Here is a 15,144-nt window from a genome sequence, read left to right as displayed (position 1 = left end):
CTTGACCCGGACCACCGCCCCGCGCGTGCGGACCCTGGCACTGTTGCTCCTGGCCACGGTCTGCGCGCTGCTCACCGCCGCCGGCCCGGCCTCCGCGCACGCCGCGCTGACCGGCAGCGACCCCCGGCAGGGGGCGGTGGTCGACAAGGCCCCGGCCCAGGTGTCGCTCACCTTCTCCGAGACGGTCTCCCTGGACGACGACTCGCTGCGCGTCCTCGACCCCGAGGGCCGGCGCGTCGACGACGGCCGACCCGCCGGCAAGGGCGGCACGACGTACGCCGTGGCCCTGCACGCGGGCCTGCCCGACGGCACCTACACCGTGGCCTACCAGGTCGTCTCCGCCGACAGCCACCCCGTCTCCGGCGCCTACACCTTCTCCATCGGCGCCCCCTCCAAGACCTCCGTCCCGGTCGACGGCCAGGAAGCGGGCGGCGGCGTCGTCGGCCTGCTGTACGGCCTCGGACGGTACGTCTCCTACGCCGGATTCGTCGTCCTGGCCGGCGGCGCCGCCTTCGTCCTCGCCTGCTGGCCACGCGGCTCCGGAGTACGGCCCCTGCAACGGCTCGTCGTCACCGGATGGCTCGCGCTCACCGCCGCCACCCTCCTGCTGCTCCTGCTGCGCGGCTCCTACACCGGCTCCGGGAAGCTCGGCGACGTCTTCGACCTGAACCTGCTCGGACAGGCCCTGCAGACCAAGAGCGGCGCCTTCCTGGTCTCCCGGCTGCTGCTGCTCGCCGCGGCGGCACTGTTCATCGCCGTGCTCTTCGGCGCCTACTCCCGCCCGTCCCCCACCCCCCTGCACGACGGCACTGCACGCCGGGGGCCCGATGCGAGCGAGGACGCGGAGAAACGGGACCTCACCTTCGGGCTCGCGGCCGGCGGGACCGTCGTGGCCGCCGGGATCGCGGCGACCTGGGCGCTGTCCGAGCACGCCTCCGTCGGCCTCCAGGCCGGCCTCGCCATGCCGGTCGACGTCCTCCACCTGCTGGCCGTCGCCGGCTGGCTCGGCGGTCTCACCGCCCTGATCGTCGCCCTGTACCGGGCCCCCGCCGACACCCCCGTCCCCGCCTCCGCCGTACGCCGGTTCTCCCGCGTCGCCTTCGGCAGCGTGGTCGTGCTCGTGGTGACCGGCGTCTACCAGTCCTGGCGCCAGCTCGGCTCCTGGTCCGCGTTCACCGACACCCGGTACGGGCAACTGCTCCTCGTCAAGATCGCTCTCGTCGCGGTGATGGTCGGCGTCGCGTACCTCTCGCGGCGGTGGACCGCACAGCTGGCCGGGACAGCGTCGGCCGTCGCCCCGGAGCGGGAGAAGCAGCGGGCCGGCGTGGCCGGCGGCCGGGGGAAGGAGACGGCGGGCGGCTCCGGAGCGTCGAAGAACTCGAAGGATTCCGGTGGCTCCGGTGGCTTCGGGGCGTCGAAGGGCTCCGGCGGTTCCCAGCGCGCCGCCCAGCTCGCCCGGCAGCGGGCCGCCATGGACACCGCCCGGAAGAAACGGCTGCGGGACGCCGACCCCCACCGCATCGGACTGCGCCGGTCCGTCCTCACCGAGGCGGGCATCGCCGTCGTCCTGCTCGCCGTCACCACCGTGCTGACCCAGACCGAACCCGGACGCACCGAACAGGAAGCCCGGGCCGCAGACCGCTCCCCCGCCTCCTCGTCCACCGCGGCGTCCGGAACCGTGACCCTGGACATGCCCTTCGACACCGGAAGCGCGAACGGCAAGGGTGTCGTACGGGTCGAGCTCGTCCCCGCCCGGACCGGCGACAACGACATGCACCTCTACGTCGAGGACCCGGACGGCCGCGCCGTCGACCTCCCCGAGATCAAGGTCGCCTTCACCCTGGAGGCCAAGGACCTCGGGCCCCTGCCCGTCGTCCCCGACCACATCACCACCGGACACTGGTCGGCGAGCGGAGTGCAGCTCCCGATGGCCGGCGACTGGAAGATCGCCGTCACCGTACGCACCTCCGACATCGACCAGGTGACCATCTCCAAGAACGCGCAGATCGGCTGAACCGCACCATGGCTGACCAGTCCCTCCCGGAGGCCCGCCCCCACGGAACGACGCCCGGGGCACCCGCCGGGCCCGGCCCGCACGACACCGGCGACACCGCCCCCCGCGAGGGCATCTCACGGCGCAGGCTCCTCGGCACCGCCGGTGCCACCGGGCTCGCGCTCGGCGCGGCGGGCGGCGCCGTGGGATACGCCGCCGCACCCTCCTCCTCGGCGACCTCCGCGGCCACGCCGCTCACCTCGCTGGGCAGCGAGCAGGTGATGTTTCACGGGAAACATCAGCCCGGCATCACCACCCCGATGCAGGCCCGCGGACACCTCGCCGCCTTCGACCTGAAGCCGGGCGCCGGACGCAAGGAGGCCACCGCACTGCTGCGCCGCTGGTCCGACACCGCCCGGCGGCTGATGGCGGGCGACCCGGCCGGAACCGGTGACACGGACGTCGCCCGGGACGCGGGGCCCTCCTCCCTGACCGTCACCTTCGGCTTCGGCCACAGCTTCTTCGGCCGAACCGGACTGGAACAGCAGCGCCCGGCGTCCCTCGATCCCCTGCCCGACTTCTCCTCCGACCACCTCGACAAGGCCCGCAGCAACGGCGACCTGTGGGTGCAGATCGGCGCCGACGACGCCCTGGTCGCCTTCCACGCACTGCGCGCGATCCAGCGGGACGCCGGGTCGGCCGCCCGCATCCGCTGGCAGATGAACGGCTTCAACCGCTCACCGGGCGCCACCGCCCACCCCATGACCACCCGCAACCTCATGGGCCAGATCGACGGCACCCGCAACCCCAAGCCGACCGACCCCGGCTTCGACCAGCGGATCTTCGTGCCCGAGAAGGGCGAGCCCGCGTGGATGGCGAACGGCTCCTACGTCGTCGTCCGCCGGATCCGCATGCTCCTCGACGACTGGGAGAAGCTCTCCCTCAAGGCACAGGAGGACGTCATCGGACGCCGCAAGTCCGACGGCGCGCCCCTGTCCGGGGGCACCGAGACGACCGAGATGGACCTGGAGAAGACGGACGGGTCCGGAAAGCCGGTCGTCCCGGCCAACGCACACGCCCGCATCACCCGCCCCGACCAGAACGGCGGCGCCACCCTGCTCCGCCGTCCGTTCTCCTACCACGACGGCTTCGACACCGACGGCGTCCCCGACGCGGGCCTCCTCTTCATCTGCTGGCAGGCCGACCCGCTGCGCGGCTTCGTACCGGTGCAGCGCAAGCTGGATCGCGGGGACGCGCTGTCACAGTTCATCCGGCACGAGGCCAGCGGCCTGTTCGCCGTACCGGGCGGGGCCGCGGAGGGCGAGTACGTGGGGCAGCGGTTGCTGGAGGGATGACCCGCCGCACGGGCGCGTCGCCCGGACCCGTCGCCCCATGGGGTGGCGGGCCGGGGAAGCGTGCTCAGCGTCCGACGAGGCCACTAGGGTGAGTCCCATGCCCGCCAGTTACGCGTATCTCGGTCCCGAAGGCACGTTCACCGAAGTCGCCCTGCGCACCCTTCCCGAGGCGGCGACCCGGGAACTGGTCCCCTACGTGTCCGTCCAGTCCGCGCTCGACGCCGTGCGCGTCGGCGAGGCGGAGGCCGCGTTCGTGCCGATCGAGAACTCCGTCGAGGGCGGCATCACCACCACCCTCGACGAGCTGGTCGCCGGCCAGCCCCTGATGATCTACCGCGAAGTGCTGCTGTCCATCACCTTCGCGCTGCTGGTCCGTCCCGGTACCAAGCTGTCGGACATCAAGACGGTCACCGCCCACCCCGCCGCCCAGCCCCAGGTGCGCAACTGGATCAAGGCGCACCTGCCCGACGTGGTCTGGGAATCGGCAGCCTCCAACGCCGACGGCGCCCGCCTCGTGCAGGAGGGCCGGTACGACGCCGCCTTCGCCGGTGAGTTCGCCGCCGAGCGGTACGGCCTGGAGGTCCTCGAGTCCGAGATCCACGACGCGGAGAACGCCCAGACGCGGTTCGTGCTCGTGGGCCGCCCCGCCCGGCCCGCGGCGCCCACCGGCGCGGACAAGACGTCCGTCGTGCTCTGGCAGCGCGACGACCACCCCGGCGGGCTGCGCGACCTGCTGGGCGAGTTCGCCACCCGGGGCATCAACCTGATGCTGCTCCAGTCCCGGCCGACCGGCGCCGGCATCGGCAACTACTGCTTCTGCATCGACGCCGAGGGCCACATCTCCGACCGGAGGGTGGCCGAGGCCCTGATGGGCCTGAAGCGGATCTGCCTCCAGGTGCGGTTCCTGGGGTCGTATCCACGCGCGGGGGTCGATCCGTCGGATGTGAGGTCCCTGCGGCGGGGGACCTCGGACGAGGAGTTCACCGCGGCGGCCGACTGGGTGGCGCGGTGCCAGGACGGCCGTTTCTGACCGGTCGTATCCACTGATCGTCGTTATCCACAGAAGTTATCCACAGGCCCACTTCTCGACGTGGGGACAAGTCGATAACGAAGCGCCTTTCGATCGACAAATCACCCACGGGTACCCACTTCGTCCACAGGTGCCCAGACCGCCCCTTGCTCCTCCATTCCTTGCCCTCCCTCCTCCGGAGTGGCCTGTTTTCACTCGAAAGTGAGCATGCAAGGGGTTTGGTGCGGGAATTCATCGCCCAACATGCCCCTGCTTGCCCGTTTAGGAATGACCGATTCCGGAGTCCACAGATCTTTCGCACAGCCTGTGGATAACTTTTCCCAAGCCATGCAGCCTGTGGACAGCCGAGCTGTCAGCCTCGGCCAAGTCCCGTTCCTCACAAGGAAGTCCAGTCAACCCGGCGCCCGCCGCCTGCATCCTTCCGGGGAAGAGGGCGCCCTTTATTGACAGACTCGCCGGGCCCGCCGGATCCGCCAAGCGTGGCCGGCTCGACAGCCCCGACAGGCGGGCGCACGAGGCGCCATTTCCCCCATGGCGGTGCGTGTGGAACGCGGCCGGTAATAGTGAGTCGTGAGCCGTCACCGCGCACCGGTAGCCTTGACCGTGTGATTGACCTTCGCCTGCTCCGTGAGGACCCCGACCGTGTGCGCGCGTCGCAGCGTGCCCGTGGAGAGGATGTCGCGCTCGTCGACTCCCTCCTGTCTGCCGACGAGCGACGCAGGTCGTCCGGCGTCCGCTTCGACGAGCTGCGCGCCGAGCAGAAGGGCCTCGGCAAGCTCATCGGCAAGGCCACCGGTGACGAGAAGGCCGAGCTGCTGAAGCGCGCGAGCCAGCTCGCCGCCGACGTCAAGGCCGCCGACGCCGAGCGCGACGCCGCCGACGCCGAGACCCAGGAGCTGCTCCAGCGGCTCGGCAACCTCGTCCACCCCGATGTGCCCGTCGGTGGCGAGGAGGACTTCGTCACGCTGGAGACGCACGGCACCCACCGCGACTTCGCCGCCGAGGGCTTCGAGCCCCGCGACCACCTGGAGCTGGGCCAGTTGCTCGGCGCCATCGACGTCGAGCGCGGCGCCAAGGTCTCCGGTTCGCGCTTCTACTTCCTGACCGGCGTCGGCGCGCTCCTGGAGCTCGCCCTCGTCAACGCGGCGATCGCCCAGGCGACGGCGGCCGGCTTCACGCCGATGCTGACCCCGGCGCTGGTGCGCCCGCAGTCGATGGCCGGTACCGGCTTCCTCGGGCAGGCCGCCCAGGACGTCTACCACCTCGACAAGGACGACCTGTACCTGGTCGGCACGTCCGAGGTGCCGCTCGCCGCGTACCACATGGACGAGATCATCGACGCCGACCGGCTGCCGCTGCGCTACGCCGGGTTCTCGCCCTGCTTCCGCCGCGAGGCGGGCTCGCACGGCAAGGACACCCGGGGCATCTTCCGCGTGCACCAGTTCGACAAGGTCGAGATGTTCTCCTACGTCCTGCCCGAGGACTCGCAGGCCGAGCACCAGCGCCTGCTGGAGTGGGAGAAGCAGTGGCTGACGTCGCTGGAGCTGCCGTTCCGGGTCATCGACGTCGCCTCCGCCGACCTGGGCGCCTCGGCGTCGCGCAAGTTCGACTGCGAGGCGTGGATCCCGACCCAGGGCAAGTACCGCGAGCTGACTTCGACCTCGGACTGCACCGAGTTCCAGTCCCGCCGCCTGTCGATCCGCGTCCGCGAGGACAAGAAGGTGCGCCCGCTGGCGACGCTCAACGGCACGCTGTGCGCGGTGCCGCGCACGATCGTGGCGATCCTGGAGAACCACCAGCAGGCCGACGGCTCGGTGCGCGTGCCCGAGGTGCTGCGCCCGTACCTGGGCGGCCGGGAGGTCCTGGAGCCGGTGGCCAAGTGAGTGACACCGGTTCGGCCGCGGGGACCGACGCCGGCTCCGCCGGTGGTTTCCCGTACCGGCTGATCGCCACCGACCTCGACGGCACGCTGCTGCGCGGTGACGACACGATCTCGTCGCGCACCCGTGAGGCGCTCGCCGCGGCCACCGCGGCGGGCGCGGCGCACATCGTGGTCACCGGGCGCTCGGTGCCGTGGACCCGGCACATACTGGACGACCTCGGTTACGACGGACTGGCCGTCTGCGGTCAGGGCGCGCAGGTCTACCACGCCGGTGAGCGCCGGCTGCTGACCTCGGTCACGCTGGACCGGCAGCTGGCCGGGGTGGCGCTGGCGAAGATCGAGGCGGAGACCGGTCCGCTGTATCTGGCGGCGAGCCGCGACGGTCTGGACGGCGACGTGCTGGTGGGCCCGGGTTACGCGGTCGGCGGTCATCTTCCGGCGGTGCCGTTCACCGATGCCGCGGATCTGTGGTCGGCGCCGTTGAACAAGATCTACATCCAGCACCCGACCCTGTCGGACGACGAGCTGGCCGAGGCGGCCCGGCAGGCCGCGGGTGGCTTCGTGACGGTCGTGATGGCGGGTGCGGGTGTCGTCGAACTTCTCCCGCTCGGCCTGTCGAAGGCGACGGGGCTGTCGCTGGCGGCCCGGCGCCTCGGCCTGAAGGCGGCGGACACGATCGCCTTCGGCGACATGCCCAACGACATCCCGATGTTCGGCTGGGCCGCCCGGGGAGTGGCGATGGCCAACGCCCACGAGGAGCTGAAGGCCGTGGCCGACGAGGTGACGTCCTCGAACGACGAGGACGGGATCGCCGTGGTGCTGGAGCGGTTGTCGCGCTGAGGGCCCGTGTGGTGACGGGCTGGGGCGGTGGCCGACTGGGGCGGTGACCGGTCGAGGGCGGTGACCGGTCGAGGATCTGACCGGTCGAGGATCTGACCGGCCGAGGACGATGGCCGGCCGAGGGCAGTGACCGGCTGCGCCGTGACGGTCCGGTCGGCCCCGGTGTCCCCTCGGGCCGGCCCACGCGAGACTTCCCGCGCGCTCGAAGCGGCCGCCCGTGCGCCGGCGCCGACCGGCCTCGTGCACCCACCACACTGCCGCTCGGGCAAGCCGGGTGCCACCGATTAACAGCGGCCGTACGTCGCGTCAGCGCCTGCGCCACCCGCGCCGTCGGATCTCGCTGAAGAACCGATCCGGCGGGCGGATCGTCGGAGCGCCAGGGCTGGGGGCCGGGCTCCTCGCGCCGCCGTCGGGCGGCGAGCATCCGGGCGCGGGCGGACGGCTCGGCCGCCCCCGCGTCGCGTATGAACTCCTCGTCGAGGACGAGGCCGTCCCAGGTTCCCTCGCCGTCCCGGGCGCCGTTCTCCGCGCCGTGGTCCTCCGGCTGTCCGCGGCCGTCGTGCCGAAGGTTCTGGCCCGCCACCCCGACCCATCCCGGTCCCGCATCCCCCATATGTTCCCCGCCCGCCCCTTGCGCGGGCCTCGGCCGGTGGGCCCGGGCCGAGGTGAAGGACTCGTCGGGACCGGGTCCCGGTCACTCCTCCCCGGCGAGCGTCAGCGACCGCAGCTTCTGGCCGGCGTACCAGGTGGCGAGGACGGTGACCACGACCAGCAGCACCGTCGCGGTCGGCAGGCCCACGTCGGAGGTCACCAGGTTCCCGTCGGCGACCTTCTGCGCCACGGCCAGCGACCACTGCTGGACGCTCAGGGTGCGGGCACCGGGCACGAGGGAGCCGAACAGGGCCTCCCAGACCAGGGCGTAGACGAGTCCGAGGACCACCGCGTGCCGGGACACCGTGCCCAGCAGCAGGAAGAGCGCGGCGTAGGCGATGGAGGCGACCAGTGCGGCGATCGTGTAGGCGACGGCGACCTGCTGGCCGTTGCCGTTGAGGATCAGTCCGGCGATCAGCGTGGGCACGGCGGAGAAGACCATGGTCACGGCGATGGCGACGATCAGCTTGGTGAAGATGATCGTCGGACGCTTGATCGGCTTGGACAGCAGGTACACGACAGAGCCGTCGTCGATCTCGGGGCCGATGGCGCCGGTGCCGGCGATGACGCCGATGATCGGCACCATGGTGGCGAGCGCGAACCCGCCGAGCACGTCGGACGCCGTCTGGTCGTCGGCTCCGGTGAGGGCCCGCACCGCCACGGCGATGACGAGCAGCAGCAGGGGCAGGGCGCCCAGGATGAGGGCCCGGCGGCGGCCGAGCAGGGCCCGGTAGGTGAGCCGGGCGACTGTGGGGTCGTACATTCTTCGGCCTCCTACGCCGCGACGAGATACGAGAAGACGGACTCGAGGGACTCGTCGGACGGCGAGACCGTGAGCAGCCGGATGCCGTGGTCGCGGGCGACCTTGGGCAGCAGGGCCGTGAACCGGCTGAAGTCGACGGTCTGGACGCGCAGCGCGCCCTCGGCGAGGTCGACCTCGATGCCGGACGTCGACGGGTCGGCGATCAGTGCCGCCGCGAGGGCCCGGTCGTCGCTGGAGCGCACCAGGTAGCGGTGCGGGCGGTCGGTCATCAGGCGGCGGATCTTGCGGAAGTCGCCGCTGGCCGCGTGGCGTCCGGCGACGATGACCTCGATGTGCCAGGCGAGCTGCTCGACCTCTTCGAGGATGTGCGAGGAGAACAGCACCGTGCGGCCCTCGTCGCCCATGCGGCGCAGCAGGTCCATCAGCTGCATGCGCTGGCGCGGGTCCATGCCGTTGAACGGCTCGTCCAGCAGGAGCAGGGAGGGCTGGTGGACGAGGGCGGAGGCCATCTTCACGCGCTGCCGCATGCCCTTGGAGTACGTGGCGATCCTGCGGTCCTGCGCGTGTTCCATCTCGACGGTGGCGAGCGCCTCCTGGGCCGCCTTGGCGCCCAGTCCGTGCAGTTCGGCGTTGGCGAGGACGAACTCGCGGCCGGTGAGGAAGTCGTACATCGCCTCCCGCTCGGGGACGACACCGATGTGCTTGTAGATGGCCTCGTTGCGCCAGACCTGCTGTCCGTCGAGGGTGACGGTGCCGGTGGAGGGGGCGAGGAAGCCGCCCATCATGTTGATGAGGGTGGACTTCCCGGCGCCGTTGGGGCCGAGGAGGCCGGTGACGCCGGGGCCGATCGTCATGGTGACGTCGTTGACGGCGACGACGTTGCCGAACCAGCGGGAGACGTGGTCGATGGAAAGAGTGCTCATGGGCGCAGCCCATTCCTTGGAAGGGTGGTGGCGGGCGACGGGAGGGCGGTCACAGTCCCACCTTCTTGTAACGGCGCATCAGGAGCCCGTAGGCGCCGGCGATCAGGCCCAGGGTGACGAGGACGTACACCGCGCCCTCCGCGGTGCTCGGGCCGCTTCCGCCGGGGAAGGAGGACGTGGCACCGAGGAAGGCGGACTGCACGCCGTCGATGAGGGTGATCGGCGAGAACAGGCCGATCCAGGCGATGGATCCGGAGCTGTCCTGGACGTCCGCGATGGCCTGGAGCGTGGAGACCGCGCCGTAGGTGATGGTCAGGACGGCGATGACGGCGGCGATGCCGAAGCCGCGGCGCGGGGTGACCGAGGCGATGACCAGGCCGAGGCCGGCGAAGAGCAGCGAGAGCAGTGCCACGGAGACGAGTCCCTGTGCGAATCCCTTGGTCTGGTCCGCGAAGTCGAGTTTGGCGAGCAGGGCGCCCGTGTAGAGCACCAGCAGCGGGGTGGCGGTCAGGATGAACAGTGCCGAGGCCAGTGCCGCGTACTTGGCGCGGACGTAGTCGGACGTCTCGATGGGCCGCGAGAAATAGAGCGGCACGGTCTTGAAGCGCAGGTCGCGCGAGACGGACTGGGGCGCCTGGGAGGCGACGTAGAGGCTGATGACCGCCTGCAGGACGATCGCGTAGCGCGTGTAGTCCAGGGGCAGTTCGTCGGCCTTGGTGGCGACCGCGACGGCGACCATGATGCCCGCGGGCAGGCACATCACCACGAACAGGAGCATCGGCAGCACCTTGGACTTGGCCGAGCGGCCGAGGCCGTAGGCACCGCGCAGGGACTGCGAGTAGAGGGAGCGGCGGGCGTAGGCACGGCCGAGGCGGGGGCCGTCGTAGTTGCGGTAGCCGATGTTGTGGATGCGGGTCTGGTCGCCCGGCATCGTGGCCGGTGCCGGCAGGGGCTGTTCAGTTGCCATGGCCGACCGCCTCCTTCCGTGCTGCGTCGCCGTCCTTGAAGACCTCCGAGATGTGGTGCCTGCGCTGCTCCATGCGCACCAGGCCGAGGCCGAGATCCGCGATGACGTCCCGCACGAGGTCGTACGTCTCGTCGCCCGACGCGCTGAGCAGCAGGATGTGGCCGGCGCCGGGCAGGCCGCTGCCGTCCTCGGTGGCCACCCCGCGCGCGTGGAGCGCGTCGCGGACCGCGCGGGTGCCGTCGGGGTGCTCGTCGGTGTCGGTGACCTCGATCGCGAGGGTCGTCGTGGTCTGGGTGAAGTCGGTGGTGGAACTGGAGCGCAGCAGCTTGCCGCCGTCGACGACGACCACGTGGTCGCAGGTGCGTTCCAGTTCGCCCAGCAGGTGCGAGGTGACGAGGACCGAGATGCCGAAGTCGGTGTGGACGCGGCGGATGAGGCCGAGCATCTCGTCGCGGCCGACCGGGTCGAGGCCGTTGGTCGGCTCGTCCAGGAAGACCAGCTGCGGGTCGTGGACGAGGGCCTGCGCGAGCTTCACGCGCTGCTTCATGCCGGTCGAGTAGCCGCCGATGGGACGGTAGCGCTCCTCGTACAGGCCGACGTGGCGCAGAGTGTCCGCGGTGCGCTCGCGGGCGGCGGTCGGCGGCAGGCCGGACATGCGCGCCATGTGGACGACGAACTCGGTGGCCGAGACGTCGGGCGGCAGGCAGTCGTGCTCCGGCATGTAGCCGACCCGCTCACGGATGTCGGCGCCCTTGGTGGCGACGTCGAGACCGAGCACTTCGGCCCGGCCCTCGGTGGCGGGAGACAGACCCAGCAGGATCTTGATCAGGGTGGACTTGCCGGCGCCGTTGGCACCCACGAGTCCGGTCACACCGGGTCCGATGTCCACGGAGAGCCGGTCGAGCGCGGTCACCCGGGGGAACCGCTTGCTCAGGCTTTCGGTCGCGATCACAGTCACATCCATGACGGTAGTGACCGCCGCCACTTCGGTCGTCAGACCGGAGAGCCGTCTTGGAGTCAGACTCGAGGAGTACACACCCGTAGGGGATGCGGTACCTGAGGGTCACGGGGCGGGCGTCGGGGACCGCGCCCACCGCCCTATTGACGTTGGTTCTAACAACTGGGAGATTCGCCGGTGTGACGCGACGAGCGGGCAGAGCGGTCGGAGCGGCGGCGCCGGGACGGGTGGAACGGGGTGGCATGACGGGTCTGGACGGTGCGCGGGAGCGCCGGGTGCGCTCGGGCGAGGTGGAGCTGTGCGTGGCCGAGCTGGGTGATCCGCGGCGGCCGACGGTCGTCCTGGTGCACGGCTACCCGGACAGCAAGGAGGTCTGGTCCGAGGTGGCCGCCCGCCTCGCCGGCCGGTTCCACGTGGTGGCCTACGACGTGCGGGGCCACGGCCGGTCCAGCGCGCCGAGCCCGCTGCGCGGCGGGTTCACGCTGGAGAAGCTGACGGACGACTTCCTGGCCGTCGTGGACGCGGTCAGCCCGGACCGGCCCGTGCACCTGGTGGGCCACGACTGGGGCTCGGTGCAGTCCTGGGAGTTCGTCACGGTCGGGCGCACCGAGGGCCGCGTCGCGTCCTTCACCTCGATGTCGGGGCCGTCCCTCGACCACTTCGGCCACTGGATCGGCCGGCGGATCGAGCGGCCCACCCCCCCGCCGGGTGGGCCAGCTCCTCGGCCAGGGCGCCAAGTCCTGGTACGTCTACCTGCTGCACACGCCGGTGCTGCCCGAACTGGCCTGGCGCGGCCCGCTCGGCAGGTGCTGGCCGGGAATCCTGCGGCGTGTGGAGAAGGTGCCCGGCGGCGACTACCCGACCGCGTCCCTGCCGGTGGACGCCGCGCACGGGGCCTGGCTGTACCGGGACAACGTCCGGCCCCGGCTGCGGCACCCGCGCGACGACGCCTACGCGCACGTGCCCGTCCAACTCGTCACGCCCCTCGGTGACGCGTTCCTGTCGGAACGGCTCTACGACGACCTGGAGCAGTGGGCGCCGCGGCTGACCCGCCGCGCGCTGCCCGCGGGGCACTGGGTGCCGCGCACCCGGCCCGACCGGCTGGCGGACTGGATCACCGAGTTCGTCACCGCCGTCGAGGACGGGCGGACCGAGGTGACGGCGAGCGGCAGGCACGCCGACCGCTTCGCCGGCCAGCTGGTCCTGGTCACCGGGGCGGGCAGCGGCATCGGACGGGCGACGGCGCTGGCGTTCGCCGAGGCCGGCGCGCGTGTGGTGGCCGTCGACCGGGACACCGCATCCGCGGCCCGCACCGCCGGGCTGTCCCGGTCGGCCGGGGCCCGGCAGGCCTGGGCGGAGACCGCCGACGTCTCCGACGAGCAGTCCATGGAGAAGCTCGCGGCCAGGGTCGCCGCGGAGTACGGCGTGGTGGACGTCCTCGTGAACAATGCCGGGATCGGTCTGTCGGGCTCCTTCTTCGACACCACGCCGCAGGACTGGAAGAAGGTCCTCGACGTCAATCTGTGGGGCGTGATCCACGGGTGCCGCCTCTTCGGCCGGCAGATGGCCGAGCGGGGGCAGGGCGGCCACATCGTGAACACCGCGTCGGCGTCCGCCTTCCTGCCCTCCCGGGTGCTGCCCGCCTACAGCACCTCCAAGGCGGCCGTGCTGATGCTCAGCGAGTGCCTGCGCGCCGAGCTGGCCGGGCAGGGCATCGGCGTCACGGCGGTCTGCCCCGGCATCGTCAACACCGGCATCACCTCGACGGCACGCTTCGCCGGGGCCGACACGCGCGGGGAGAAACGCCGGCAGCGGCGCACCGCCCGGCTGTACGGGATGCGCAACTACCCCCCGGAGAAGGTCGCCTCCGCGATTCTGGAGGCCGTGGTGCACGACCGGGCCGTCGTCCCGGTCACGCCCGAGGCGCGCGGCGCGCACCTCCTCTCCCGCTTCCTGCCGGGGGCGCTGCGCAGACTCGCCCGGGTGTCGCCGCCGCTGTAGTTTCCACAGGAACGCCTCTGAGACCTGTGGACAACCTCATGCGTCTGTGGATCAAACCTCGATGACAAAATCAATGGCGTGGTGCGTGTCACTCTCGGCACGCTGACCGTATGGACAGAGAACAGATGGACGACAGACGCGCCGTGAAGGTGTCGAAGTACCTGTCGAAGCATCTGCGGCACCAGCCGGGCCACATCGGGCTCACGCTCGACGAGGCCGGCTGGGTCGAGATCGACACACTGATCGCCGCGGCCGCCGCGCACGGCTTCCGCATCACCCGGCAAGAGCTGGACCACGTGGTCGCCACCAACGACAAACGGCGCTTCGCCGTCGAGGGCACCCGCATCCGGGCCAGTCAGGGCCACAGCGTCGACGTGGAACTCGGGCTGCCCTCGGCGGCCCCGCCTCCGTACCTCTACCACGGGACCGTGGCCCGCGCCCTCGACGCGATCCGCGCCGAGGGCCTGCGCCCCATGAACCGGCACGACGTGCACCTCTCACCGGACCGGGAGACCGCCTCCCGGGTCGGCGCCCGCCGCGGCCGGCCGGTCGTGCTGTCGGTGGACGCCGCCACCATGCACCGCGACGGCCATGTCTTCCAGGTCAGTGCGAACGGGGTCTGGCTGACCAAAGCCGTGCCTCCGCGGTATCTGCGCTTCCCCGGCACACACTGACCCCGTCCGGTCGGCGCCCCGAAGCATCTGCCCACCACCGGGCCCACCGTGATGGGAAACCTCCCGGACGTTTCACGTGAAACCCGGCCCGCCGCATAGGCTCGGCGGCATGAGTCTGCGCCTGAGCACCGTGATCCTCCCCCACCGCCGCTGGCACGACGGCGGCCGTTCGACCTGGACGCGTGCCGAGCAGCTCGGTTTCCACAGCGCGTACACCTACGACCACCTGTCCTGGCGGAGCTTCCGGGACGGCCCGTGGTTCGGTGCCGTGCCGACACTGACCGCCGCGGCGGCGGTCACCGAACGGCTGCGTCTGGGCACCCTGGTCACCTCGCCGAACTTCCGGCACCCGGTGACACTCGCCAAGGAGCTGATCTCCCTCGATGACATCTCCGGCGGCCGGGTCACCGTGGGGATAGGAGCGGGCGGAACCGGCTTCGACGCCACCGCGCTCGGACAGGAGCAGTGGACGCCGCGCGAGCGGGCCGACCGGTTCGCCGAGTTCCTCCAGCTGCTCGACCGGCTGCTCACGGAGGAGGCGGTGTCGTACCAGGGCGACTTCTACTCGGCGCACGAAGCGCGCAACATCCCCGGCTGTGTCCAGCAGCCCCGGCTGCCGTTCGCGGTGGCCGCCACCGGGCCGCGCGGAATGCGACTGGCGGCGCGGTACGGACAGGCGTGGGTGACCACCGGTGACCCGAAGCTGTACGAGAACGGCACTCCGGAGCAGTCGGTCAGTGCCCTGCGGGAGCAGACCGAGAAGCTGGCCGACGCCTGCGCCGCGATCGGCCGCGACGCGGGTGAGCTCGACAAGGTGCTGCTCACCGGCTTCACACCGGACCGCGGTCGGCCGCTGGAGTCCGTGGACGCGTTCGTGGACTTCGCGGGACGCCACCGGGAGCTGGGCTTCACCGAGATCGTCGTGCACTGGCCGATCCCCGGCTCGGACTTCGCGGCGGACGACAAGGTCTTCGAGGAGATCGCCATGGAGGCGCCGGCACAACTGGGGTGACCCCGCAGCAGGACGATCCGGCCGGACGGACGGGACGGATGCGCCTGCCGGGAAAGGTGCGCCTGCCGGGAGGAGGACGGCCCTGATGAGAGCCG

Annotated in this window: 12 protein-coding genes and 2 pseudogenes; 9 read left to right on the top strand and 5 right to left on the bottom strand. The window is 71.6% G+C overall.

All coding sequences use genetic code 11. From position 1 onward, the window contains the following. Position 1 precedes the first annotated feature (1 nt). The 5 genes from ACIRFH_RS06840 to ACIRFH_RS06820 all read left to right on the top strand — a co-directional run bounded on the left by ACIRFH_RS06840 (position 2) and on the right by ACIRFH_RS06820 (position 7,100). Positions 2-2,014, top strand: a complete 2,013-nt coding sequence (locus tag ACIRFH_RS06840; RefSeq protein ID WP_403517598.1) for a copper resistance CopC/CopD family protein — start codon at positions 2-4, stop codon at positions 2,012-2,014. Between the two features lie 8 nt (positions 2,015-2,022). Further along, on the top strand, positions 2,023-3,348 hold the full coding sequence (efeB, locus tag ACIRFH_RS06835; protein ID WP_403517596.1) for an iron uptake transporter deferrochelatase/peroxidase subunit: 1,326 nt from the start codon (positions 2,023-2,025) through the stop codon (positions 3,346-3,348). A 97-nt stretch (positions 3,349-3,445) separates the two neighbouring features. After that, complete coding sequence (gene pheA / locus ACIRFH_RS06830; protein WP_403517594.1) at positions 3,446-4,378, top strand: prephenate dehydratase; 933 nt, start codon at positions 3,446-3,448, stop codon at positions 4,376-4,378. 605 nt (positions 4,379-4,983) lie between these two features. Further along, positions 4,984-6,261: a serine--tRNA ligase gene (gene serS / locus ACIRFH_RS06825; protein ID WP_403517592.1), complete on the top strand. Its 1,278-nt coding sequence runs from the start codon at positions 4,984-4,986 to the stop codon at positions 6,259-6,261. Next, the gene (locus ACIRFH_RS06820) at positions 6,258-7,100 is read left to right on the top strand and encodes an HAD family hydrolase (RefSeq protein WP_403517590.1); all 843 of its coding nucleotides are present in this window, start codon (positions 6,258-6,260) and stop codon (positions 7,098-7,100) included. The genes serS and ACIRFH_RS06820 overlap by 4 nt, the downstream gene beginning before the upstream one ends. A gap of 306 nt (positions 7,101-7,406) precedes the next feature. Here the strand turns inward: ACIRFH_RS06820 and ACIRFH_RS06815 are convergent. From ACIRFH_RS06815 to ACIRFH_RS06795, 5 genes and pseudogenes are all read right to left on the bottom strand, one after another. Next, positions 7,407-7,683, bottom strand: a pseudogene (locus tag ACIRFH_RS06815) (hypothetical protein). 111 nt (positions 7,684-7,794) lie between these two features. Continuing rightward, the gene (locus ACIRFH_RS06810; RefSeq protein ID WP_403517588.1) at positions 7,795-8,514 is read right to left on the bottom strand and encodes an ABC transporter permease; all 720 of its coding nucleotides are present in this window, start codon (positions 8,512-8,514) and stop codon (positions 7,795-7,797) included. An 11-nt stretch (positions 8,515-8,525) separates the two neighbouring features. Next, positions 8,526-9,437 (bottom strand): ABC transporter ATP-binding protein, encoded by a 912-nt coding sequence (locus ACIRFH_RS06805; protein WP_403517587.1) that lies wholly within the window; start codon positions 9,435-9,437, stop codon positions 8,526-8,528. A gap of 49 nt (positions 9,438-9,486) precedes the next feature. Continuing rightward, positions 9,487-10,404: an ABC transporter permease gene (locus ACIRFH_RS06800; protein ID WP_403517585.1), complete on the bottom strand. Its 918-nt coding sequence runs from the start codon at positions 10,402-10,404 to the stop codon at positions 9,487-9,489. Next, positions 10,394-11,356, bottom strand: coding sequence for an ABC transporter ATP-binding protein (locus tag ACIRFH_RS06795; RefSeq protein WP_403517583.1), 963 nt, complete (start codon positions 11,354-11,356; stop codon positions 10,394-10,396). Before ACIRFH_RS06795 ends, ACIRFH_RS06800 begins: the two co-directional genes overlap by 11 nt. A gap of 95 nt (positions 11,357-11,451) precedes the next feature. On the opposite strand from ACIRFH_RS06795, the pseudogene ACIRFH_RS06790 reads away from it, so the two are divergent. From ACIRFH_RS06790 to ACIRFH_RS06775, 4 genes and pseudogenes are all read left to right on the top strand, one after another. Continuing rightward, positions 11,452-12,195, top strand: a pseudogene (locus ACIRFH_RS06790) (alpha/beta fold hydrolase); the annotation flags it as partial. Further along, the gene (locus tag ACIRFH_RS06785; protein WP_403517782.1) at positions 12,116-13,363 is read left to right on the top strand and encodes an SDR family oxidoreductase; all 1,248 of its coding nucleotides are present in this window, start codon (positions 12,116-12,118) and stop codon (positions 13,361-13,363) included. The pseudogene ACIRFH_RS06790 and the gene ACIRFH_RS06785, both read left to right, overlap by 80 nt. A 125-nt stretch (positions 13,364-13,488) precedes the next feature. Beyond that, positions 13,489-14,037: an RNA 2'-phosphotransferase gene (locus tag ACIRFH_RS06780; protein ID WP_403517780.1), complete on the top strand. Its 549-nt coding sequence runs from the start codon at positions 13,489-13,491 to the stop codon at positions 14,035-14,037. Positions 14,038-14,146: 109 nt separating this feature from the next. Further along, a complete protein-coding gene (locus ACIRFH_RS06775) occupies positions 14,147-15,049 on the top strand; it encodes an LLM class flavin-dependent oxidoreductase (RefSeq protein WP_403517581.1) in 903 nt (300 codons plus the stop codon). Positions 15,050-15,144: the final 95 nt, after the last annotated feature.

Origin of the sequence: Streptomyces sp. NPDC093586 (assembly GCF_044764905.1) — a bacterium.
Classification (GTDB): Bacteria; Actinomycetota; Actinomycetes; order Streptomycetales; family Streptomycetaceae; genus Streptomyces.
This window is presented reverse-complemented; position numbering and strand designations above follow the sequence as displayed.